Annotated in this window: 15 protein-coding genes and 1 tRNA gene; 10 read left to right on the top strand and 6 right to left on the bottom strand. The window is 72.5% G+C overall.

The annotated features are described in order from the left end of the window. Window positions 1-23: 23 nt before the first annotated feature. The 3 genes from ITJ40_RS14300 (at window position 24) to ITJ40_RS14290 (ending at window position 2832) form a co-directional block, all read left to right on the top strand. Window positions 24-1511 carry an NAD(P)/FAD-dependent oxidoreductase gene (locus ITJ40_RS14300; RefSeq protein WP_194667707.1) on the top strand — a complete coding sequence of 496 codons (1488 nt, stop codon included), beginning with the start codon at window positions 24-26 and terminating at the stop codon, window positions 1509-1511. A gap of 114 nt (window positions 1512-1625) precedes the next feature. Then, a tRNA-Leu gene (locus ITJ40_RS14295) sits at window positions 1626-1703 on the top strand. 292 nt (window positions 1704-1995) lie between these two features. After that, the gene (locus ITJ40_RS14290) at window positions 1996-2832 is read left to right on the top strand and encodes a hypothetical protein (RefSeq protein WP_194667706.1); all 837 of its coding nucleotides are present in this window, start codon (window positions 1996-1998) and stop codon (window positions 2830-2832) included. Window positions 2833-3374: 542 nt separating this feature from the next. Here ITJ40_RS14290 and ITJ40_RS14285 read toward each other — a convergent pair. The 3 genes from ITJ40_RS14285 to ITJ40_RS14275 form a co-directional block, all read right to left on the bottom strand. Then, window positions 3375-3845, bottom strand: coding sequence for a hypothetical protein (locus tag ITJ40_RS14285; RefSeq protein ID WP_194667705.1), 471 nt, complete (start codon window positions 3843-3845; stop codon window positions 3375-3377). A 657-nt stretch (window positions 3846-4502) separates the two neighbouring features. Continuing rightward, window positions 4503-4970, bottom strand: coding sequence for a hypothetical protein (locus ITJ40_RS14280; RefSeq protein ID WP_194667704.1), 468 nt, complete (start codon window positions 4968-4970; stop codon window positions 4503-4505). A gap of 665 nt (window positions 4971-5635) precedes the next feature. Continuing rightward, on the bottom strand, window positions 5636-6790 hold the full coding sequence (locus ITJ40_RS14275; protein WP_194667703.1) for an acyltransferase: 1155 nt from the start codon (window positions 6788-6790) through the stop codon (window positions 5636-5638). A gap of 177 nt (window positions 6791-6967) precedes the next feature. On the opposite strand from ITJ40_RS14275, the gene ITJ40_RS14270 reads away from it, so the two are divergent. From ITJ40_RS14270 to ITJ40_RS14245, 6 genes are all read left to right on the top strand, one after another. Further along, the gene (locus tag ITJ40_RS14270; RefSeq protein WP_194667702.1) at window positions 6968-8164 is read left to right on the top strand and encodes a PP2C family protein-serine/threonine phosphatase; all 1197 of its coding nucleotides are present in this window, start codon (window positions 6968-6970) and stop codon (window positions 8162-8164) included. After that, on the top strand, window positions 8161-10152 hold the full coding sequence (locus ITJ40_RS14265; protein ID WP_194667701.1) for a glycosyltransferase family 2 protein: 1992 nt from the start codon (window positions 8161-8163) through the stop codon (window positions 10150-10152). Before ITJ40_RS14270 ends, ITJ40_RS14265 begins: the two co-directional genes overlap by 4 nt. After that, complete coding sequence (locus ITJ40_RS14260) at window positions 10149-10487, top strand: STAS domain-containing protein (protein WP_063072562.1); 339 nt, start codon at window positions 10149-10151, stop codon at window positions 10485-10487. The genes ITJ40_RS14265 and ITJ40_RS14260 overlap by 4 nt, the downstream gene beginning before the upstream one ends. Before the next feature lie 4 nt (window positions 10488-10491). Further along, window positions 10492-10926, top strand: coding sequence for an ATP-binding protein (locus ITJ40_RS14255; protein WP_194667700.1), 435 nt, complete (start codon window positions 10492-10494; stop codon window positions 10924-10926). A gap of 14 nt (window positions 10927-10940) precedes the next feature. Beyond that, a complete protein-coding gene (gene opgC, locus ITJ40_RS14250; protein WP_228512463.1) occupies window positions 10941-13553 on the top strand; it encodes an OpgC domain-containing protein in 2613 nt (870 codons plus the stop codon). A 184-nt stretch (window positions 13554-13737) separates the two neighbouring features. Beyond that, window positions 13738-14679 (top strand): ferritin-like domain-containing protein, encoded by a 942-nt coding sequence (locus ITJ40_RS14245; protein WP_194667699.1) that lies wholly within the window; start codon window positions 13738-13740, stop codon window positions 14677-14679. 83 nt (window positions 14680-14762) lie between these two features. On the opposite strand, the gene ITJ40_RS14240 is transcribed toward ITJ40_RS14245, so the two are convergent. The 3 genes from ITJ40_RS14240 to ITJ40_RS14230 all read right to left on the bottom strand — a co-directional run bounded on the left by ITJ40_RS14240 (window position 14763) and on the right by ITJ40_RS14230 (window position 19520). After that, window positions 14763-16205, bottom strand: a complete 1443-nt coding sequence (locus tag ITJ40_RS14240; protein WP_194667698.1) for an amino acid permease — start codon at window positions 16203-16205, stop codon at window positions 14763-14765. A 141-nt stretch (window positions 16206-16346) separates the two neighbouring features. Further along, window positions 16347-17264: an aminoglycoside phosphotransferase family protein gene (locus ITJ40_RS14235; RefSeq protein ID WP_194667697.1), complete on the bottom strand. Its 918-nt coding sequence runs from the start codon at window positions 17262-17264 to the stop codon at window positions 16347-16349. A gap of 60 nt (window positions 17265-17324) precedes the next feature. Beyond that, window positions 17325-19520, bottom strand: coding sequence for a hypothetical protein (locus ITJ40_RS14230; RefSeq protein ID WP_370532064.1), 2196 nt, complete (start codon window positions 19518-19520; stop codon window positions 17325-17327). 311 nt (window positions 19521-19831) lie between these two features. Between ITJ40_RS14230 and ITJ40_RS14225 the strand changes: the two genes are divergently transcribed. Further along, window positions 19832-21250, top strand: a complete 1419-nt coding sequence (locus tag ITJ40_RS14225) for a family 1 glycosylhydrolase (protein ID WP_194667695.1) — start codon at window positions 19832-19834, stop codon at window positions 21248-21250. The last annotated feature ends 53 nt before the right edge of the window (window positions 21251-21303 follow it).

Below are 21303 nucleotides of genomic sequence, written 5' to 3'. Positions count from 1 at the left end.
CAACCTGCAGGGAGTCATCCATCGTGCCCAAAATCCTGATCGTCGGCGGCGGCTACGCCGGTTTCTACACGGCATGGAAGCTCGAGTCGCACCTCCGATCCGGCGAGGCCGAGGTCACCATGGTCGACCCGCTGCCGTACATGACGTACCAGCCGTTCCTGCCCGAGGTGGTCTCCGGATCCATCGAGCCCCGCCACGCGGTCGTCTCGCAGCGGCGCCACCTCCGCACCACCAACGTCGTCACGGCGAAGGTCACCGGCATCGACCACGCGTCGAAGACCGCGACCATCACGCCGCCCGTGGGTGAGCCGTACGAGTTCGCGTACGACATCATCGTCGTCACCGCGGGCAGCGTCTCGCGCACGTTCCCGATCCCGGGCGTCGCGGACGAGGCCATCGGCCTGAAGACCATCGAGGAGGCCGTCGCCATCCGCGACCGCATCTTCGCCAACTTCGACCGCGCGGCCACCCTGCCCGCCGGCCCCGAGCGCGAGCGCCTCCTCACCTTCGTGGTGGTGGGCGGCGGCTTCGCCGGCATCGAGGTCTTCGCCGAGATGCGGAGCATCGCGACCGACCTCGTGAAGAAGTACCCCGAGATCGACTTCGAGGACACGCACTTCCACCTCATCGAGGCGATGGGCCGCATCATGCCCGAGGTGTCGCTCGAGACCAGCCACTGGGTGCTGAAGAACCTCGCCGAGCGCGGCGCGCTCGTGCACCTCGACACGCAGCTCAAGTCCGCCGTGGGCGGCGTCGTCGAGCTGTCGACCGGCGAGTCGTTCGAGTCCGACGTCATCGTCTGGACCGCGGGCGTCATGGCGAGCCCGATGCTCAAGAACACCGACCTCCCCATCGAGGAGCGCGGGCGCCTGCGCGTGCGCGCCGACGGTCGCGTCGAGGGCGACGACGGCATCGTGGCGGACGCCTGGGGCGCCGGCGACGTGGCGGCCACCCCCGACCTCACGGGCGGCGGCGTCGGCGGCTTCTGCGTGCCCAACGCGCAGCACGCCGTCCGCCAGGGCAAGCTCATGGCGAAGAACCTCACCGCGAGCCTCCGCGGCGAGGGCATCACCGACTACTTCCACAAGAACCTCGGCGCCGTCGCGGGCCTCGGCCTCTACCAGGGTGCGTTCCAGTCGGGCAAGCTCGGCATCACCGGCTTCCCCGCCTGGGTCATGCACCGCGGCTACCACGGCCTCGCGATCCCGTCCTTCGAGCGCAAGGCGCGCGTCGTCACCGGCTGGGTGAACAACCTCGTCTGGGGCCGCGACATCGTCTCCCTCGAGGCGCGCGAGACCCCGCGCACCGCGTTCGAGACGTTCGCGTCGCGCCCGCGTCCCGCCGCGGACGCCGCGCCGGCCGCCCCCGCGAAGAAGGAGGAGGCGCCCGCCAAGAAGGCCGCCGACGACAAGGCCGACGCGCCCGCCGAGGGCGAGAAGTCCCCGGCGCTCGCGGGCAGCTACAGCTCCGCGCCCAGCGCCGAGACCGCGGACGAGAAGCCCTCCGCCTGATCCACCCGCACCTCCGACGACGGCCCGCACGCAGCAGTGTGCGGGCCGTCGTCATGCCCGGGCACCGCGGATCCGCCGGCCGACCGTAGGCTGTCGGGAGCGCCCCGGCGCCACGCCCCCGTAGTCCAATTGGCAGAGACGGGCGACTTAAAATCGCTACAGGTCAGGGTTCGAGTCCCTGCGGGGGCACCACTGGCTAGGCGCTCGCTTCACCACCGAAGGCACCGGGTGCCGCCGTGCTTCGTGCTGTCGGCCTCAGCCGCTCGAAGAGTGCGCGGCCTGATAGGCCTGCGACGCTCGTCGCGGGCCGTGTCGGCATCGTGCGGGATTCCGGGCAGCGGACCTCTGCGCTCACCGCGGTTCGACTGACAGTCTGCCTTCGTCTCTCCCTCGGCGGTGGCGGTGTCGACTCCGGCGAGAACGCAACGTGCAGGATGCACCGGTGGGTCTGGACAGCTCCGAGCCCGTTGGACACCCTGATCAGATGGAAGAAGCACGCGTCGGCGTGAGCGGGCGCACCTACACGGCCGAGCAGTTCGAAGCTCTCACCAGTGCTGAGCGTCAGGGGCTGCGTGCGGAGCTCACGTGCCCCGAGTGCGACGCTGACGCGTACTACGTCCGACGTGCCATCAACGGGCGTCCGGCGTGCTTCGGGGCCAGGCCCCACAACGAGGGTTGCACGCTCGCGACGACGAGCGGTGAGGGCGGCGCCAACCATCTGGAGGACGTCGCCGCCATCGACGCCGAGGACGGCGGGTTGATCCTCCGTCCCATGAACTCCGACGTACCGGTCCACGTCACCGACGCCGCGGACGGCGATGCGGGGGCGCGTCGAGGCCGACGGCACGGGGGGACGCCCGTCATGGGTCGGTCACGGCGCGGGATGAACCTCAACAGGCTCCTGCGGCGCCTGGTCCGTATCCCTGGCTTCGCGACCAGCACGGAACTCCTGACGTTGCCCGACGGCACGCAGACCACCGTGCGCGACTGGTGCGTCTTCGCGGGTGCCAGCGCTGCGACGTTCGTTGATCGTCGCCGCATCTTCTGGGGCACGATCCGATTCGCCAACACCGATGAGGTCAGCGGTGGAGCATGGCTGAACCTCGGCCGAGGGACCCAGCCCACCATCCGTCTCCAACGCGACTTCTTGGCCGCCGTCCTCGCCGGTGCCCGCATCCGCGACGTCGCCGACCTCACGGGTGCGGCGTTCGCCTACTACGGCCATCTCCGCCGCTCACGCAACAACAACCGCCTCTACTTCTTCCCCGACGACCCCGAGTGGTTCACCGTTCGGCGTGAGTCCCAAGACCCACCGTCCTGACCGTGCAGTGCCGCCCGCTGTGGTGGCGCTCCCGGTGCGGGCATCCGAGCGGGTGCGGGGGCCCGGCGCTCGCTGGGTGGCTGAGCAGGACTCTGGTGCTGGCCGCGCTCGAGGAGCCACGTTGTGCGCTCGCCGTGGTGCTCGCCGCGTGGTGCGAGATGGCGGTCCTCACGCCCCAACGTGCGCTCGGGCACGCCCTCCCTCCTTCCGCTGAACGTGCCTGCCGTCCATGTCGGCCGCCGGGCGTCGGCGGTGCGGTACGTGGGCCGTACCGCTGAGTCGAGCGGGTGCGGCGGCTGCGGCCGCGGGCGTGGCACACGCATGGCGGACGGTGGGGGACGCCGGGGCTGGGAGTCGCGCTGGCCGCGCACATCGGCACGGTCGCGTTGCTCGTCGGAAAAGGACTTGCCTAGTGGGTTCGCGCAAATCAATACAGAGCGAATTCAAGTCAGCGGCTCGAGTGAGTATATCCGGACCACGAGGGCGAGCGGATGGGGTCTGCAGATCCGACCCCACCCGCTCGACGTGGGTGGTAGCCGAAACTACTGGCCGCTGTACGCGGCGGTTGCCCACTGGGTGTTGAGATTGCGGATGTCATCCGGGAAGTTCACGCAGCGGGCGGCTCCTGACGCCTCCCATCCGATGCTTTGGGGGCCGTCAGTGTAGATGATGACTCTGGCATGGCTCAGGTACATGGATGCAGCGTTGTCCTTGATGCGCTGTCCGTACCCGTTGACGCCGAAGCGAGTCGTGTTGAAGCTGTCATCGACCCACTTCTCACCGCTGTTCACGCCCGTGTAAATGCGCGACGCCGTCGCGCCAGCAGAGCAGTTCTGGCCGTAGAAGATCTCGAACGCAGGGACGTCTGCGGCTTGCGCCGCAGTCGCGCCCGTCGACGAGACGATGGCGAATCCGACGAGAACCGAAGCGGCTGCGAGCAGTCGAGGCCGGCGTGCCCTTCGCTGTCCCGGTTCGCGCTTGGTTCCTGTTCGAGCTGTTGCTGATCGGCTCATGTCGCGGTCATCCCCTTGAGTGGTGATCCCTGGGATTGCTTGATGGGCCGGATGGCCCACATCCCGGCGGCCTTTGGCCGCCCATGACGCCGGACGCTAGCACGCGAGATGAGCATGATTCAGATTCAGGTGAAGACGCTTTTTCGTCCTGTTTTGTGGTAGACGCGGTCCCCGCACAGCGGGGTACGCACTTGCGCGCTCGTCATCCTGGGGGCGCCGCGGGGCGTCAGCGCTGAACGTGGAGGCGGATCTGGGTGATGGCGTCGTCGGTCGTGATCTCGTCGCGGGCGGCGCGGGCGGTGGATCCGCGGGCGTTCGCCGTGGTTCTGGTCGACGGGGCTGGCCCGCCGCGGGGTGGGCGCTGCGGCACGGTGGGCGTGCCGGTGCCGGTGCCGGTGCCGGTGGGATAGGGGTCGTGGCGGGGCCGCGCGGGGGTGCCGGCAGGTGCTCGGCGCTCGCCGGGGCGTCGGGCGCTCGCCGGGAGGTCGGAGGCGCTGCGCGCGGGCGCAGGATCCCGTCGAACGTCACGACAGGAGCGAGCAGGGGACGCTGCCGGTTCGTGGCAATCGTGAAGGCGTCAGAGCATTGCTCGTTTTGCTCTGATGAGCGGGGCCGGTGAATTCGACCCCGCTCATCCGGAGCAAGTGTCAGCTGCGGCTAGCCGCCGTATGAGGCGGTTGTCCACTGGATATTGTGATTACGAACGCCGTCCGGGAAGTCGAAGCAACCCTGCTTGGCAGTCGACGCCTGCCAGCTGGTTTGGGGTCCATCGGTGTAGATCGTGACCGTGGCCCTCGTTATCTCTATGGATGCAGCATTGTCCCGGATCCGCTGTCCGTAACCGGCGTCACCCCAGCCGTTCGAATTGAAGGTGTCATCGACCCATCCCTCACCGCTGTTCGCGCCCGTGTAGACGCGCGATGACGACTCGCCGCCGGCACAGCCCGGACCATAGAAGATCTCGAAATAGGGGGCGCCCGCAGCTTGCGCCGGGGTCGCGCCTGCCAAAGAGACCAACGCGAATCCGACGGAGACCGAAGCCGCCGCCAGTAGTCGAGACCGGCGGGCCCTTCTTTGTCTCATGCTGTGCTCGGTTGTGGTTGATGCCTGTGCCGGTCGGTTCATGTCGCGGTCTTCCCCTCGTGTCGGGATCCCTACAGTGGTGGGCCGAATGACCCACTTGTCAGCGGCCTCGGTCGCCTATAGCGCCGGACGGTAGCACGCGCGATGGGGCCGATGCGGATTTGATCGGAGAGGCTCCTGGTGTCTACTTGTGTGGTATGGGAGGTAGGGCGCTTCGGGGTCGGGGCGCGGCGGGACTGGTCGCGTGGAGGACCCGGTGTTGCTCGCGTTCCTCCCCGAGCTGCTGCGCTCCCAGGCGCGGAGCATCGGCTCGCCGGGGCCCAGCGGGTCCTACGGACCCCTGTCGCCCCATGCGCACCGTGGCAGCGGTGGCGCGTTCCGATGCTGCCCCGACCAGGCCGACCATGCCTGCGGACCGCTGAAGGGCGGCAGCCGCCGGCACCGAGCCGCGTGATGGGGATTCGCCCGCCCGCTTGCCGACGAGCGCCGCGAGGTACTGGCGGGACGACCACGACGTCGACCGGTCCTCGACGCTGGCGCCGCCTGGCGACGCGGGTACGATGCCGGCCCCTGAGGAGCCGCGTGGGGCGTTGTGGCGGGGGAGTCGCGGGGAGGGTCTTGTCGGTCATCCCCGCAGGCCACGAAGGTGACTCGACATGGGCGGAGTGGAGTTCGAGTCCCTGCGGGGGCACCGCGCGGCGAGCCGCTCAGGCCGCGGGCTCGGGCACGAGGGGCGCCGCATCCGGATCCGCCGCCTCCGTCACGTGCACCTGCCGCGTGTTGAGGAAGTGCCGCTCGACGAGCTGGAAGAAGCCGAAGCCCGCCGCGACCGCGAGCGGCGCGACGACGAGCAGCATCAGGGCGACGTGGGCGCCCGTCGGCAGCCCGAGCGGCAGCAGCAGGAGGTTCCCGAGCGCCAGGAACGGGCTGTGCACGAGGTACACGCTGTACGAGACGAGCCCCAGCCGCTGCGCCGGACGGGTGACGAAGACGCCGAGCGCGCGGGGAAGGGATCCGGCCATCGTGCGGGCCCCCGCCCACGCGAGGAGGGACGCGAGGCCCGCGCCGGCCACGAGCTCCGCTGCCCACACGCTGCCCTGCAGCACCGTGATGCCGAGGACCAGCACGGCCGCGGCGCCCCCGGCCACCGCGAGCAGCAGCCGGTCGGACGCCCAGCGCGGGCGCGCGCCGACGGTCAGCTCGGCGGCGAGCATCCCCGCGGCGAAGAGGCCCAGCAACCAGGGGCAGGCCCACGGGGCGAAGCCGGCGAGGGACGCGCCGGTCATGACGACCGTGGCAGCGGCGACGACGGGCAGCCCGCCCCAGCGCCGCCAGAGCGGCAGCAGCACCAGCGGCATGAGGAAGTAGATCTGCCACTCCACGGCCACGCTCCACAGCGGCGCGTTCACCTGGCTGACCCAGTCGGGGGAGAGGTCATGGAGCAGGAGGACGTGCGAGATGATCCCGGCCGGGGTGGCGGGCGCCGCGCTCTCCCACGCGGTGCCGGTGCCGTCGCGCATCACGGGGAGCACGAGCGCCATCAGCAGGCTGAGCGCGAGGGCGGCGAAGTAGGGCGGGAGGATCCGCCTGGCCCGGCGTCGGAGGAAGGTGGCCGTGCCGTGCCGGAGGTCGAGCCCCGGACGGCCGGCGACGGGGAGCATGAGCACATAGCCGGACAGGACGATGAAGACGGGCACGCCGAGGTAGCCGTAGCCGGTGATCCAGCCGAGGAGCGGCACGTCCCGCCAGGCCTGCCCGCTGAGCCCCGTGTAGAGGAAGGCGTGGAACGCGACGACGGCGAGGGCGGCGGCGCCCCGCATGCCGTCGAGGTAGGGGAGCTCCGGTCGCCGTGCTGATGCCATGTGATCCCCCGGTCCGCTCCCGAAGCTAGCAGCCGATCGGCGACCACTGGGACGACCACCGAGGTCATCCGCGTAGCGCCACTTAGTACGTCCCCTATGGATCCGGGCACGTAAGCTGAGCGCGCCCGGCAATACCGGGTGCCGTGGACGGGGGTCCACGTCGGCGAGGGGGCGGGGATGACTCTGATCGAGGACGCGCACGCGGCCGCGGCGCAGCGCGCCGTCGAGGCCCTGGGGCTGCTCGACGGCCCGCCCGAGGAGCGCTTCGACCGCGTCACGCGCCTCGCCCGCACGGCGTTCTCCGTGCCGCTCTCGACCATCGGCCTGGCCGACCACGACCGCATGTGGTTCGCGTCCTGCGCCGGAGCCGAGCTGTCCGAGACGCCCATCAGCAGCGTCTTCTGCGACACCACCGTGCGCGAGGAGCGGCTCCTCGTCGTGGAGGACGCGCGCGACCATCCCGTCTTCCGGCACCTGCCCACCGTCGCGGGCGAGCCCCACATCCGCTTCTACGCCGGGCATCCGCTGCGGGACTCCGAGGGCCTCGTCATCGGCACGTTCTGCCTGTACGACGTCCAGCCGCGCGGCCTCGACGCCGGGCAGCTCGCGCTCTTCGCCGAGCTCGCCGAGTGGGCGCAGCGCGAGCTCATCGCGAGCGCCGAGATGGACCGCGCCCAGGCGGTGCAGTCCGCCCTGCTGCCGGCCGCCGAGGTCGAGATCCCCGGCTACTGCATCGCCGCCGTGTGCGTGCCCGCGCAGGTGGTGGGCGGCGACTTCTACGACTACGAGCGCACCGCGTCCGGCCTCCGCTTCTCCCTCGCCGACGTGATGGGCAAGGGCACGGGCGCCGCGATCCTCACCGCCACCGTCCGCGCGGTCCTCCGCGGCATCGCGAGCACCGCCGACCGCTACGGCGCGGGCGTCCTCGAGGACACGGGCCTCATGGTCACGGACGCCGCGCGCTCCCTCGACGCGGACCTCGACCGCACGGGCGCCTTCGTCACGCTGCAGCACGGGCACCTCGACCAGGCGTCCGGTCTCCTCAGCTACGCCGACGCGGGGCACGGGCTGACAATCGTCGTGCACCCCGACGGCAGCGTGACCCACCTCGACACGAGCGACCTGCCCGTCGGCATCGACCCCGGGCACCGCTGGGAGGAGCGCCACGCGGTGCTCGCGCGCGGCGACACCTTCGTGACCTTCAGCGACGGCCTCTTCGACATGTTCGGCGGCAGCGATCCCGCGTTCGCGGCCATCGGTCGCCTCGTCACCGAGGCAGGCGGCGTGCACGCGCTCGTCGAGCGGGTCCGCGCCCTCGCCTCCGTCGGCACGCCGCTCGACGACGTGACCGTCCTCGCCGTGAGCCGCGCGTGAGCCGCTCGACGCATCGCGCGCCGACCACGGGCCGGTCGCCGCTGCGCTTCGCGTTCATCCGCTTCCTCGCCGTGGTGACGGCGATCCTCGGCCTGAACTACATCATCTGGCGGCTGCTGTTCTCGGTGAACACCGAGGCGCTCTGGATCGCGATCCCGCTCGTGCTCGCGGAGACGTACAGCCTCATCGACTCGCTGCTGTTCGGGCTCACGATGTGGCGCGCCCGCGACCGGCCGAAGCCGCCGACGCCGCAGCCGGGCCTCACGGTGGACGTCTTCATCGCGACGTACAACGAGCCGCTCGACCTCGTGATGGAGACGGCGCGCGCGGCCCAGCGCATCACCTACCCGCACAAGACCTGGGTGCTCGACGACGGCAACCGCACCGAGCTCCGCGACCTGGCCGAGGCCGAGGGCATCGGCTGGATCACCCGCTCGGCCGACTGGTCGGGCCGGGCGCGTCACGCGAAGGCCGGCAACCTCAACAACGCGCTGCTCACCACCGAGGGGGAGTTCATGCTCATCCTCGACGCCGACCAGGTGCCCGTGCCCGAGATCCTCGACAAGACGCTCGGCTACTTCGACGACCGTCGCATGGCGCTCGTGCAGACGCCGCAGGTGTTCGTGAACGTGCCCGACTCGGATCCGCTCGGCAGCCAGGCGCCCCTGTTCTACGGCCCCATCCAGCAGGGCAAGGACGGGTGGAACGCGGCGTTCTTCTGCGGATCCAACGCGATCCTCCGCCGCGAGGCCCTCATGCTCCTCGGCGTCTCGCGGTACGTGACGGACATCGAGATCAGCGTGTTCCGCGCGCTCCGCACGGCGGGCGACGTGATCGACAAGGCGCGCGAGGAGCTCGATCCCGACCAGCTGGAGCTGCGCAAGGCGCTCGACGACGTCGCCTACGACGTGCGCCGGGCCCGCGCCGAGCTCCGCCGCGGCCAGGCGCTCGCGGACGTCACCTACCGGTTCCAGAAGCGCGTGGACTCCATCGCCGCCCGCATGGTGCAGGACGACATGGCCGCGCTCAACGCCGACCTCGCCGAGATCGCCGCGCTCGCCGGCCGCCACTCCGCCGAGCGCGACGCGGTCTCGCTCGTCGACGAGAGCGCCATGACGCGCCTCGCGCAGCGCGACTGGTCGCCGCTCGGGGCGCTCGACGCCGTGCGCGCGATCGTCCGCGACATCGACGTGCACCGCGACGACGACGCGCAGTCGATCATGCCGCTGGCCACCATCTCGGTCACCGAGGACATGGCCACCTGCATGCGCCTGCACGGGCTCGGCTGGAAGTCCGCGTACCACGACGAGGTCCTCGCCTACGGGCTCGCGCCGGAGGACCTGCCGACCATGCTCACGCAGCGCCTCCGCTGGGCGCAGGGCACGATCCAGGTGTTCTTCCGCGAGAACCCGCTGCTGCAGAAGGCGCTGTCCATCCCGCAGCGGCTCATGTACTTCGCCACCATGTGGAGCTACTTCTCCGGCTTCACGGCGATCGTCTACGTGGCGGCGCCCATCATCTACCTGGTCTTCGGCGTGCTCCCCGTGCAGGCGCTCTCGACCGACTTCTTCACCCGGCTGATCCCGTTCCTCCTCGTCAACCAGCTCCTGTTCGCGGTGGTCGGCCGCGGCAAGCGCACGTGGCGCGGGCAGCAGTACTCGCTCGCGCTGTTCCCCGTGTGGATCTCGTCGGTCACCACCGCGGTCGCCAACGTCTTCTTCCGCAAGCCGCTCGACTTCGCCGTGACGCCCAAGGTGCGCGCCGAGAGCGGCAAGCCCAGGTGGGATCTCGTGAAGCCGCAGCTCTACGTGATCGGCGCGCTCATCGTCGCGTCGGCGATCGGCCTCCTCCGCCTCGCGGTCGGGCAGGCGACCCCGCTCGGGACCTTCACCAACCTCGCCTGGGTCGTCTTCGACCTGGCGATCTTCAGCATCATCATCCGTGCGGCCCGCTACCGGGGCTTCACGCCGGCCAAGGAGGACGCATGATCGACATCGCAGTGGCAGAGCAGGGCACGGAGGTCAGCGTCGTGACGCCGACCGGGCGCCTCAACATGGTGTCGGCCCGTCAGCTCACCACCGTCGTGACCGAGGTCATCGACGGCGGACGCCCGTTCGTGGTGGTCGACCTGGGCAGCACCGAGTTCATGGACTCCTCCGGTCTCGGCGCCCTCGTCTCGGGTCTCAAGCGGGCCCGGCAGGCGGGCGGCGACCTCCGGCTGGCGCGCCCCAACGCGCAGGTGCGGGCGGTGCTCGAGCTGACCAACCTGAACCGCGTCCTCACGGTGCACGACGCCCCCGAGGGCGTGTTCGGTGACCGGTGAGGGCATGACCCACCACGCGCCGCCGGTGAGGGCGAACGTCACGCTCCCCGCGGTGGACGAGAGCCTCGCCGCGGTGCACGCCGTCATCTCCGCGGTCTGGGACCAGGCGTTCGACGTGAGCGACGAGGAGCGGATGCTCTTCGAGACGGCCGTGGTCGAGATAGCGGGCAACGTGGTGGAGCACGGCGTCGCGGTGGGGGAGCGCGCGGGCTACCCCGTGACCTTCACCATGACCGTGATCTGCCAGCACGACCGCATCGTGGCGCTGTTCGAGGACGACGGCCAGCCCGCCGACGTCGACCTCACCCGGGTGTCCATGCCCGACGACCTCAGCGAGAGCGGCCGCGGGCTGGCCCTCGCCCAGGCGATCCTCGACGACCTCACCTACGAGCGCACCGACGGCAGCAACCGCTGGCGACTGGTCAGGCTCCGCGGCTGATGCGCGGCGGGGGGATGCGGGCACGCGGGGGCGGGCGCACGCGAGGACGGATCGGCGGCTGGGCCGCGGCCATGGTCGCGCTCGCGATCGCCGTCGTCCCGGCGACGGCGGCGCTCGCGGAGCCGGCCGCACGGGCCGCGCCGCAGGCGGCCGCGCCCGCGGCGCCCGCCGACGAGGTCGACCTCACCCGGGGGCCGGCCGCGCCCTGGTTCGGCGGCATCATCGACTGGACCGCCGACGACGCGCAGAGCTACGCCGACCGCCTCGGGGCGACCCCCGCGGTGCTCGGCCAGTCGGTGCGCTACCCGCTCGGATCCGACGACGTCACCTACCTCGACCAGTTCGCGCAGCAGGCCGCGCAGCAGGGGTCGCTCCTCTTCCTCACGCTCGAGCCCACGAAGCCGCTCGCCGACCTGACGGCGGCGGACGCGACCGCGCTCACCGGCCGGCTCGAGGCGCTCCGCGAGCGCTACGACTCCCGCGCGCTCGTGCGCTTCGCCCCCGAGATGAACGGCTCGTGGACCCCCTGGGGGCAGCAGCCGACGGCGTACGTCACCGCGTTCCGCCAGGTCGCCGACGCCGTGCACGCCTCCGACGCGGGCGCCGTCACCGTGTGGTCGCCCGCGTACGCGGCCGGCTACCCGTTCGGATCCGCCGACGGCCTCACGCAGGGATCCGCCACCCGCTCCATCGCCGAGCTCGACACCGACGGCAACGGCCGCGTCGACGTGGACGACGACGCGTACCGGCCGTACTACCCGGGCGACGACGCCGTCGACTGGGTGGGCCTGTCCGCGTCCCACTTCGGCTCCGAGCAGGACTTCACCGTCGGTCAGCCCACCGAGGACTACCTCGGCACCGAGGTGATCCCGCAGCAGGAGTTCGGCGAGAACGTCGTGCCCGAGCAGGACAAGTTCTCCCGCGAGCTCACCGGCGCGTACGGCTACTCCGACCAGGGCGGCGCGGGGCGGGACTTCGCGGCCGAGTGGATCGAGGGCACCGGCAAGCCGGCCGTCATCGAGACGGGCGCGCTGTACGACCCGGCCCGCACCGACGGCGCCTCCGAGATCGACATCAAGAGCGCGTGGTGGGACCAGGTGCTCTCCGCCGACATCCGGTCCGCGCACCCGGGCATCGGCATGGTCGTGTGGCGCGAGCTCCAGCGCACCGAGGCCGAGGCCCAGGGCGCCGTCATCGACTGGCGGGCGACGGGCGACACCGCGGTGGCGTCCGCCCTGCTCACGCACCTGGATCCGGCGACCGCGACCCTCGGCCCGGTCACGCAGGTCTTCGACCAGGAGCGGGCCAACGTCGCCACCGCGCAGTACCGCGACCCGGGATCCCCGGAGGACGAGCAGATGGGCTGGATCGTGCTCTGCGCGGTCGTGCTCCTGCTGCTGTTCGTGATCTCCGGCCCCATCGGCCGCCTGAAGCCCGGCTGGCGCTACCCCGACGAGAACAGCCCCCGCGACCGCCGCCTCGACCTCTTCCGCGGCTGGATCATCGTCGTCGTGGTCGTCACGCACATCGAGGTGGCGAGCCCGTACTCCTACGTCAGCATCAACGCGATCGGCGCCATCACGGGCGCCGAGATGTTCGTGCTGCTCTCCGGCCTCGTGCTCGGCATGGTCTACCCGCTCGCGGTGAAGAAGTTCGGCGAGGTCAAGGCGCTCGTCTCCATCCTCCGGCGCGCGCTCAAGCAGTACATCGTGGCGATCGCCGTCGTCGTCATCGTCTTCGCGCTCACGTTCGTGCCGTTCCTGAACACCGACGTGATCACCACGTTCACCGACCGCGGCACGGGCGCCGACGGCAAGGTCACCACCGGGCAGGTCTACGACCTCTACCCGAACGGCGCGCGCCTGCTCGACTACCCGCCGCCCTGGTACGCGATCCGCGACCTGCTGCTGATCCGCATGGGCCCGTGGGTGTTCAACATCATGGGCCTGTTCGTGGTGCTGACCCTGCTCGTCCCCGCGATCGTCTGGCTCCTCCGCCGCCGCATGTGGTGGGTCGTGCTCATCGTCAGCTGGGCCGCGTACCTCCTCAACGCGCAGTACGACATCCGTGTGCTGCCGTCGATGTTCGAGGACGTCTTCCCGCTGCTGACGTGGCAGGTCGCGTTCCTCAACGGCATGGTGATCGGCTACTACCGGAGGCAGATCACGCGCGCGCTCACGGGCCGCGTCGGTCGAGTGCTCGTGACGATCCTGCTGGTCGCCTACACGGGCGGGCTCGCGGTCCTCTGGGCCGGGCACACGTTCGGCGTCGCGATCCCGGGCGTGCCCGACGGCCTCTACTCGTCGCTGTACGAGTCGATGTACCAGCGCACGTTCCTGCAGCCCGGGCGTCTCATCGACCTCGCGCTCATGCTCGTGGTCGCGTACACGTTCCTCACCCGGGTCTGGAAGCCCGTCGACCGCGCGTTCGGCTGGTTCTACACGCCGCTCGGATCCGCGAGCCTCTACGTCTTCATCGTCCACGTGTTCTTCGTGCTGCTCGTGGGCAGCCTGCCGTTCCTCGACAGGTCCAATTTCTGGCAGGGGACAGCTATCCACACCCTCGTGCTCGCGGTTATCTGGTTCATGGTCAAGCGCAAGTTCCTGTTCAAGGTCATCCCGACCTGATCGTCGCGGGTCGGATCCGCATGGATCCGACCCAAACCGCACCGAGCCGGGTTCCGAACGCTTTCCGACATCCGGCGAAACGATGCCCTGCGCCTCTTCCTGGATGCCGACTACCCGTTCAGCGTTCGAACCACCACGCGCTCGGTATCTGGGATACGGACGCGCCGATCAAGGGAGCTCATCCATGTTCGACAAGAAGTTCATCACCCAGGCCATCGACAAGAGCGCGCAGTCGCCGCTCGACCGTCGTCGCTTCTTCAGCGCCGCGGGCATCGCGGGACTCGGCGTCGGCGCCGCGGCCCTGATCCCCGCGACCGGCGCCCAGGCAGCCGACGCTCAGGCCGAGGCCGACGCGGGTGCCGTCACGGACGCCGCGGTCCTCAACTTCGCGCTCAACCTCGAGTACCTCGAGGCCGAGTTCTACCTCCGCGCCTCCACGGGCGCGGGCCTCGTCCCGAACGACATCTCCGGCGTCGGCACGCCGGGCGCGGTCACGGGCGGTCGCCAGGTGCAGTTCAAGGACAACGCGATCCGCCAGTACGCCCGCGAGATCGCGCAGGACGAGAAGGCGCACGTGAAGTTCCTGCGGTCCGCGCTCGGCTCGGCGAGGGTCGCGCGTCCCGCGATCGACCTCGACGCGGCGTTCTCCGCGGCCGCCCAGGCCGCCGGCCTCATCAAGGCGGGCGAGAGGTTCGACGCGTTCGCGAGCGACGAGAACTTCCTGCTCGCGTCGTTCGTGTTCGAGGACGTCGGGGTCACCGCCTACAAGGGCGCCGCGCCGCTCATCACGAACAAGACGTACCTGGAGGCGGCCGCCGGCATCCTCGCGGTCGAGGCGTACCACGCGGGCATCATCCGCACGTCGCTGTTCGCGAAGGGCCTCGCGGCCCCGACCAACGCGATCTCCAACGCGCGCGACTCCCTCGACGGGTCCACGGACCTCGACCAGGGCATCACGGTCTCGGGCGGCGCCAACCTCGTGCCCACCGACGCGAACTCGATCGCGTTCAGCCGCACGACCGGTCAGGTCCTCAACATCGTGTACCTGAACAACAAGGCCGTGACGAAGGGCGGGTTCTTCCCCTCCGGCGTCAACGGCGGCATCAACACCAGCGGCGCGAACTAGCCAGCGGGTCACGACGCAGCAGGGGCGCCGACCACCTCGCGAGGTGGGCGGCGCCCCTGTCGTCGTGCGGTCGTCCGCGCCGGTCAGCGTCGGTTGCGCGGGCTGTCGGGGGCGAGCACCGAGTTGCGGCGCGAGTACGTGAGGTAGATCACGAGGCCGATGACGAGCCACACCAGGAACCGCACCCACGTCTCCCACGGCAGCGACGAGACGAGCCACAGCGAGAAGCCGATCCCGATGATCGGCACGACCGGCATGAACGGCAGCCGGAACGCCCGCGGGATCTCCGGGCGCTTGTAGCGCAGCACGATGACGGCGGCGCACACCACCACGAAGGCCAGCAGGATCCCGATGTTCGTCAGCTCCGCCACCACGGTGATGGGCAGGAAGCCCGCGAACAGGGCCGAGCCGATGCCGATGATCCAGGTGACGCGCGTGGGCACGTTGCGCTTCCGGTCCGTGACCGCGAACCACTTCGGCAGCAGCCCGTCGCGGCTCATGGAGAACCACACGCGCGACGCCCCGAGCATGAACGTGAGCATCACGGTGACGACGCTGACGATCGCGCCCACGGCCACCACGTTCGCCACGGCGGGCAGGCCCACCGACTCGAACGCGGTCGCGAAGCCGCTCTTCGGGTTGATGTCCGAGTACTTCTGCATCCCCGTGAGCACGATCGTCGCGAGCACGTAGAGCACCATCGCGATGCCGAGCGACAGCAGGATCGCCTTCGGCATGTGCTTGGTTGCGTCCTTCGACTCCTCGGCGGCCGTGCTCATGGCGTCGTAGCCGAAGACCGCGAAGAAGACGGTGGCGGCGCCCGTGAAGACGCCGGCCGCGCCGAACGGGAAGTACGGCTGGTAGTTGGCGCCGGTGATCTGCGTGAAGCCGATGACGACGATCACGAGCACCAGGGCCACCTTGAGGCCCACGAGGTAGAGCTCGAAGCGGCCGACGCTCTTCATGCCGCGGGTGAGGACGAAGGCGGTGCCGAGGCAGAGGATGACGGCGAAGAGGTCGACCACGTGGCCGTCGCCCGTGCCGGCCGCACCGAGCATCCACGCGGGCAGGTCGACGCCGAACTGGTCGAGGAGGAAGCCCGCGTAGCCGGAGACGCCGATCGCGACCACGCCGACGATGGCGGTGTACTCGAGCAGCAGGTCCCAGCCGATGAACCAGCCGACGATCTCGCCGAGGGCCGCGTAGCCGTAGGTGTACGCGGAGCCGGCCTTCGGGATCATGCCGGCGAACTCGGCGTAGGAGAGGGCGGCCGCGGCGCTCGCGATGCCGGCGATGAGGAAGGAGATGAGGACGGCGGGACCGGCCGTCTGGTTCGCGACGGTGCCCGCGAGCGTGAAGATGCCCGTGCCGATGATGCCGCCCACGCCGATCGCCGTCAGCTGCCAGAGGCCGAGCGAGCGGGTGAGGCCGCCCTCCTCGCCGGCCGCGCCGGGCTCCGCCTCGATCGTCTCCACGGGCTTCCGCCTCGTGAGCGCCGCCCAGAGGGACGTGCTCGGTGTGCTCATGCTGGACTCCTGCCGTCGGGGCCGCGCGGGCCGGGTCGAGGCCGCCGGAGCTGGCGACGGACCCAGTGTGGCCCCGGCCGGGGGTCCGCACCAGGTGCGGCGCGGCAGCGGACGGCGGCGGGTGGCGGCTGCTAGGGGCGCTCAGGCGTCCTGGTGCTCCGCGCAGATCCCGCGGAGCGCACGTCGGGCGTCGACGGCTGCCCGGTCGGTGCGGCCCCGGTGCTCGACGCACGTGACCAGTGCCTTCCACAGCGCCCACCCTCGCCCGCGGGCCCAGAGGCCGTCGTCGACCGCCAGCCGGTCGCGGAACGCCGCGCGCCCCTCGGCGGGGAGCAGCGTCCAGGCGGACGCCACGTCGCACGCGGGGTCGCCGACGCCGCACGTGCCGAAGTCGATGACGGCCGACAGCCTCCCGTCGCGGATGAGGACGTTGCCCGGCGCCAGGTCGCCGTGGAACCAGACGTCCGTGCCGTCCCAGCGGGACGCGAGCGCGCGCGACCAGATGCGCGCGGCCGCCAGGTGGTCGACCTCGTCGCCCAGCTCGGCGAGGGCCCGGCGGGTCTGCGCGTCGTAGGTGAGCAGCGATCCACCCCGGAACCAGTTGTGCGTGCCCGGCCGCGGGCCGGCGGAGGCGTCGACGCGCTGGAGGGCCGCGACGAAGCCGGCGAGGTCCTCCGCGAGCTCGACCGGGTCGCGCGCGGGTCGGGAGCTCGCGGGCTCGCCCTCGATCCACTCGTACACCGACCAGGGGAACGGGTACCCCGACCCCGGGACGCCCTGCGCCCGCGGGACGGGGACGGGCACCGGCAGCGCGGGCGCGAGGCGCGGGAGCCACCGCTGCTCCTTCGGGACCGCCAGGGCGTACTCCGCGGCGCTCGGCAGCCGCACCAGCAGGGCGTCGCCGAGGCGGAAGGTCCGGTTGTCCCAGCCGCTCGCCGGGACGGGTGCGACGGGGAGCTCGGCCCACTCGGGGAACTGGTCGGCGACGAGCCGACGGACCCGCTCCACGTCGACGGCGATCCGCGCGGGCGGCGGACCCGGGTCGTGCGCGTCGCTCATCCCCGCGACCCCGGTGCGCGGCCCGCGCGCGGGGACGACGTGCCCGTGCGCGTCACGTTGCTAGAGGCGCTGCAGCGAGGGCTCGACCACGCGGATCCAGAGCCACACGGCGAGGCTCACCGCCGCGAAGGCGCCGGCCATGACGAGGGCCGTGATCCAGACCTCGGCCGGCACGCCGCTCGCGGTCGTGGCCACGGCGGCGAACGCCAGCGTGAGGACGGCGACGCTGACGACGGCCCACAGCGGCAGGGAGCGCAGGAGCAGCGAGCGTCCGAGCACGAGGGAGACGGGCGCGAGCGCCAGCGCCGCGGAGCTGAGCGCGGCCAGGGTGATGACGCTCAGGAGCTCGTTCGCCAGCTGCGGCCACATCCCGCCGGCCGCGGGGACGAGGCCGTACAGGATCCACGCCACGAGGCCCAGCGTCGCGAGCGATCCCGACTGCACGAGCGCGAGGCGGGCCCGGGACCGGTCGTCGCGGTCGTCGGCCACGATGCCGAGGACCTGGCCGATGACGATGGGCGGGGCGAGGCCGAACGCGCGTGACACGAGCACGGCGGTCGCCGACAGGACGAGGAGGGCGGGCACGGCGCGCACGCGCGCGGGCCCGGCGCCGACGCGGCCGGCCACCGAGGCGACCGCGACCACGCCGACCCCGTTGACCACGGCGAGCCCCACGAGCGCCGCGAGGAAGAGGCGCACGGCGTTGGGGTCGGATCCCACGGGCAGCGACAGGGCGGCCAGCGCGGCGGCCAGGGCGAGCGCTGCCGCCGCGGCACCCCAGCGGCCGGCGCGCCCCGGCTCGCGGGCGGGGCGGGCGCCGAGGAGCGTCGGCTCGGGCTCGCGGCGGGCGGGCACGGGGAGGGGACCGGAGTCCAGGAGGCCGGGCACGATGCGCAGCTGGCCGGTCGTCGCGGTCGAGTCGGTGAAGGCGGCGGCCGCGGCGCGCGTGGTGAGGGCGGCGGCGTCGCCGCGGACGATGAAGCGGAGCGGCGTGACGTCCTCGGCCGCGCGGTGGCGACCGCCGAAGCGGGCCACGAGGGCGCCGCGGAGGAGGAGGGCCGGGAGGGTGACGAGGAGGACGGCGCCGAGGGCGAGGAGGAGGGGGAGGAGGCCGCGCCCGTCGGTGAACGCCGCCGGCAGGGGCTGGAGCGACGTGCCGAAGCGCGTGGGCGCGTTCCAGGTGCCGGGCGCGGCCGCGGCGGGCGCGGATCCGGGTGCGCCGTCGGGTCCGGGCGCCGTGCCGGTCGCGCCGCCGCCCTCGCCGCCGCCGGGGACGGATCCGGGCGCGGGCGCCGCCTGCGTGCCCTCGGGCGAGCTGGTGGCGCCGGGCGTGGGGGTCGCGGGCGGCGTCGTCGCGGCCGGGGTGGGCGATGCGGCGGGCTGCGCGACCGTGATGTCGACCTCGGGTGCGAGCGTGCTGATGTTGCCGAGCGGATCCGTCACCGTCGCCGTGATCCCGAGCGGCCCGGGCGGCAGCGTGCCGGTCGTGCACGACCAGCGCCCGCCGGTGACCTGCGCCTGGCACGCGGCGTCGCCGTAGCCCGTGATGTACGCGCGCACGAGGGCGCCGTCCTCGTCGGAGGTGCCGGAGATCGTGATCCCCGCCGCGGCGACGGTGGCGCCGGCGGCCGGTGCCGTGATGACCGCGGCGCCGGGCGCCGTCGTGTCGAAGTTCCCGGTGCCGCGCCCGACGGCGGGCGTGCCCGTGCTCCACGGCGTGGACTGCGTGGCGGTGACGGGCACGCCGGTCCCGGACGCCGGCGGCGGGGCGAGCAGGCAGGCCCACGTGCTGGAGGCGCCGACGGTGGCGCGGCAGGCGGCGCCTCCCGAGCGGGCGTCCACGATGGCGCCCGGGTAGCCCGTGCCGCTGACGAGCCCGGTGGTCGTGACGGAGAAGCTGTTGACGCCCGGAGCCCGCAGCACGGACGCGGTGGCGGTGGCCTCCTGGCCACCCGCGGTGACGCGCACGGGGCTCTGCCCGTCCGGGACGCCCGTCGCGGTCGCGCGCCAGGTGGTGGAGCTGGGGAGCGTGACGGCGGCGGGCACGCTCGCGATGGTGACCTGCACGTCGGCGCCCGCGGGCCGCGTGCCGGTGACCGCGACGGCGCCGTCGGTCGAGAAGGGCGGCGTCTCCACCGTCGGCGCGGGTGCGGGCGCGCCGGAGGGGACGGGGCTCGGCGTGGGGGTCGGGGTCTCGGTGGCGGCGGTGGCGGCGGCGGTGCCGCCCGCGGTGAGGGCGGCGAGCAGCAGGAGCACCGAGGCGGTCCGGACGGCCCGCTCGCGGGATCGACGGACGCCGCCCGCTCCACCCCCCGTGGTCGGACGTCCCTCGTTCCTCGCCAGTCGCTGCACCGTGCCTCCATTCAGGCGGGTGCATCCGGGCGTGTCAACCGCCCGCTCCGACTGTGACGGAAGTGGTACCCGAACCTGTGCGGCGTGTGCCCGACGCCGGGACGCGCGGTGTGCGTCCTCGGTGCGGCCCCCGGGTCTGCTCGGCCGCGGTGACGGGTCGCCGCTCGGTCCTCCGGCGCGGGGAGGCGCCGTCCCGGTGCCCGATACTGGCTCACGTGACCCCCCGCGACGCCGCCCCCGACCGCCCGACGCCGACCGAGCTGGCGGGTCTGCTCGCGGGCGGCCCGCGCATCGGGGTGAGCACGAGCGCGACCAAGGTCGAGGGCCGCGCGCACGAGGGTGGCCGCACCGAGTCCGTGTGGGATGCGTTCGCCCGGCGGCCCGGCGCGGTGGCGGACGGCAGCGACCCCGAGCGCGGAGCGGAGCACATCGCCCGCAGCGCGGAGGACGTGGCGCTCGCCGCCGAGCTCGGCGTCGACGTCCTCTCCTTCTCCCTCTCCTGGTCGCGGATCCAGCCCGAGGCCCGCGGGGGCCTGCGACGCGAGGGCATCGGGTTCTACGACGAGCTGGTGGACGCGCTGCTGGCCGCGGGGATCCGCCCGCGTGCCGCCCTGCACGACCACGACCTGCCCGTCGAGCTGCAGGACCGCGGCGGCTGGCTCCACCGCGACACCGCGCTGCGCTTCGGCGACCTCGCGTACCTCGCCGCCGAGGCGCTCGCCGACCGCGTGCCCGACTGGGTCACGCTCCGGACGCCCGCGCTCACGACGATGGCCGGACACGTCACCGGCACGCACGCGCCGGGGTCGCGCCTCGGCCTCGACGCGCTGCCCACCGTGCACCACCAGCTGCTCGCGCACGGCCGCGCGGTCGAGGCCATCCGCGGTGCGAGCTCCTCGGCCCGCGTCGGCATCGTGAACGCCCACCGCGTGGTCGAGGCCGCATCCGGGGACGACGACGACCGGGCCGCCGCGGTCGTGGCGCGCGCGCTGCACCAGGACCTCTTCGCCGACGCCGTGCTGCTCGGCCGCTACCCGGACCTCGACGGCCCGCACGCGGATTCCTTCGAGCGCCTCGGGCGCGTGGACCCGGCCGACCTCCGCTCCATCGGCCAGCCGCTCGACCACTACGGGGTCGCGCTCGCCGACCCCGTCCGCGTCGCCGCCGTGCCGCGCGTCGTCGCCGGGTCCACCGCGATCCCGTTCGCCGAGCTGCCCTGGACCGACCACCCCGCCTCCCTCGACGGCCACCCCGTCGCGCCCGACCTCGTGCCCGTCGTGCTCGCCGACCTCCGCGCGCGCTACGGCGACGCCCTGCCGCCCGTCGTGCTCTCCGGGCTCGACGCCGCCCACCCCGAGCAGGTCGACGACCGCGACGGCTCCCGCCGGGATCCGCTCCGGGCGCACGCGATCTCCGACCACCTCGTGCGGGCGCTCGCCGCCGTCGCGCCGGGCGGCCCGGCGGAGGGCGTGCGGCTCGAGGCCGTCGTCGCCGGCAGCCTCCTCGACGGCTTCGAGTGGGAGGCCGGGCGCCGGGCGCCGCGCGGCCTCGTGCACGTGGATCCGCGCACGGGCGACCGCACGCCGCGCTCCTCGTACCGCTTCCTCCGCGACACCCTCCGCGCGCGCGGCTGACCCGGACGCGCACGGTCGCGACGCCCCCAGAACGGGTGCGCGGGCCCGGGATC

This window comes from Clavibacter sp. VKM Ac-2872 (assembly GCF_015351105.1).
GTDB lineage: Bacteria > Actinomycetota > Actinomycetes > Actinomycetales > Microbacteriaceae > Clavibacter.
This window is presented reverse-complemented; position numbering and strand designations above follow the sequence as displayed.

Bases quoted from the DNA above. Each gene is read 5' to 3' on its own strand.
- ITJ40_RS14270 (WP_194667702.1), top strand. From the start codon at position 6,968: ATGACTCTGATCGAGGACGCGCACGCGGCCGCGGCGCAGCGCGCCGTC.
- ITJ40_RS14245 (WP_194667699.1), top strand. From the start codon at position 13,738: ATGTTCGACAAGAAGTTCATCACCCAGGCCATCGACAAGAGCGCGCAG.
- ITJ40_RS14255 (WP_194667700.1), top strand. From the start codon at position 10,492: ATGACCCACCACGCGCCGCCGGTGAGGGCGAACGTCACGCTCCCCGCG.
- ITJ40_RS14290 (WP_194667706.1), top strand. From the start codon at position 1,996: ATGGAAGAAGCACGCGTCGGCGTGAGCGGGCGCACCTACACGGCCGAG.
- ITJ40_RS14235 (WP_194667697.1), bottom strand. From the start codon at position 17,264: ATGAGCGACGCGCACGACCCGGGTCCGCCGCCCGCGCGGATCGCCGTC.
- ITJ40_RS14285 (WP_194667705.1), bottom strand. From the start codon at position 3,845: ATGAGCCGATCAGCAACAGCTCGAACAGGAACCAAGCGCGAACCGGGA.
- opgC (WP_228512463.1), top strand. From the start codon at position 10,941: ATGCGGGCACGCGGGGGCGGGCGCACGCGAGGACGGATCGGCGGCTGG.
- ITJ40_RS14275 (WP_194667703.1), bottom strand. From the start codon at position 6,790: ATGGCATCAGCACGGCGACCGGAGCTCCCCTACCTCGACGGCATGCGG.
- ITJ40_RS14280 (WP_194667704.1), bottom strand. From the start codon at position 4,970: ATGAACCGACCGGCACAGGCATCAACCACAACCGAGCACAGCATGAGA.
- ITJ40_RS14240 (WP_194667698.1), bottom strand. From the start codon at position 16,205: ATGAGCACACCGAGCACGTCCCTCTGGGCGGCGCTCACGAGGCGGAAG.
- ITJ40_RS14260 (WP_063072562.1), top strand. From the start codon at position 10,149: ATGATCGACATCGCAGTGGCAGAGCAGGGCACGGAGGTCAGCGTCGTG.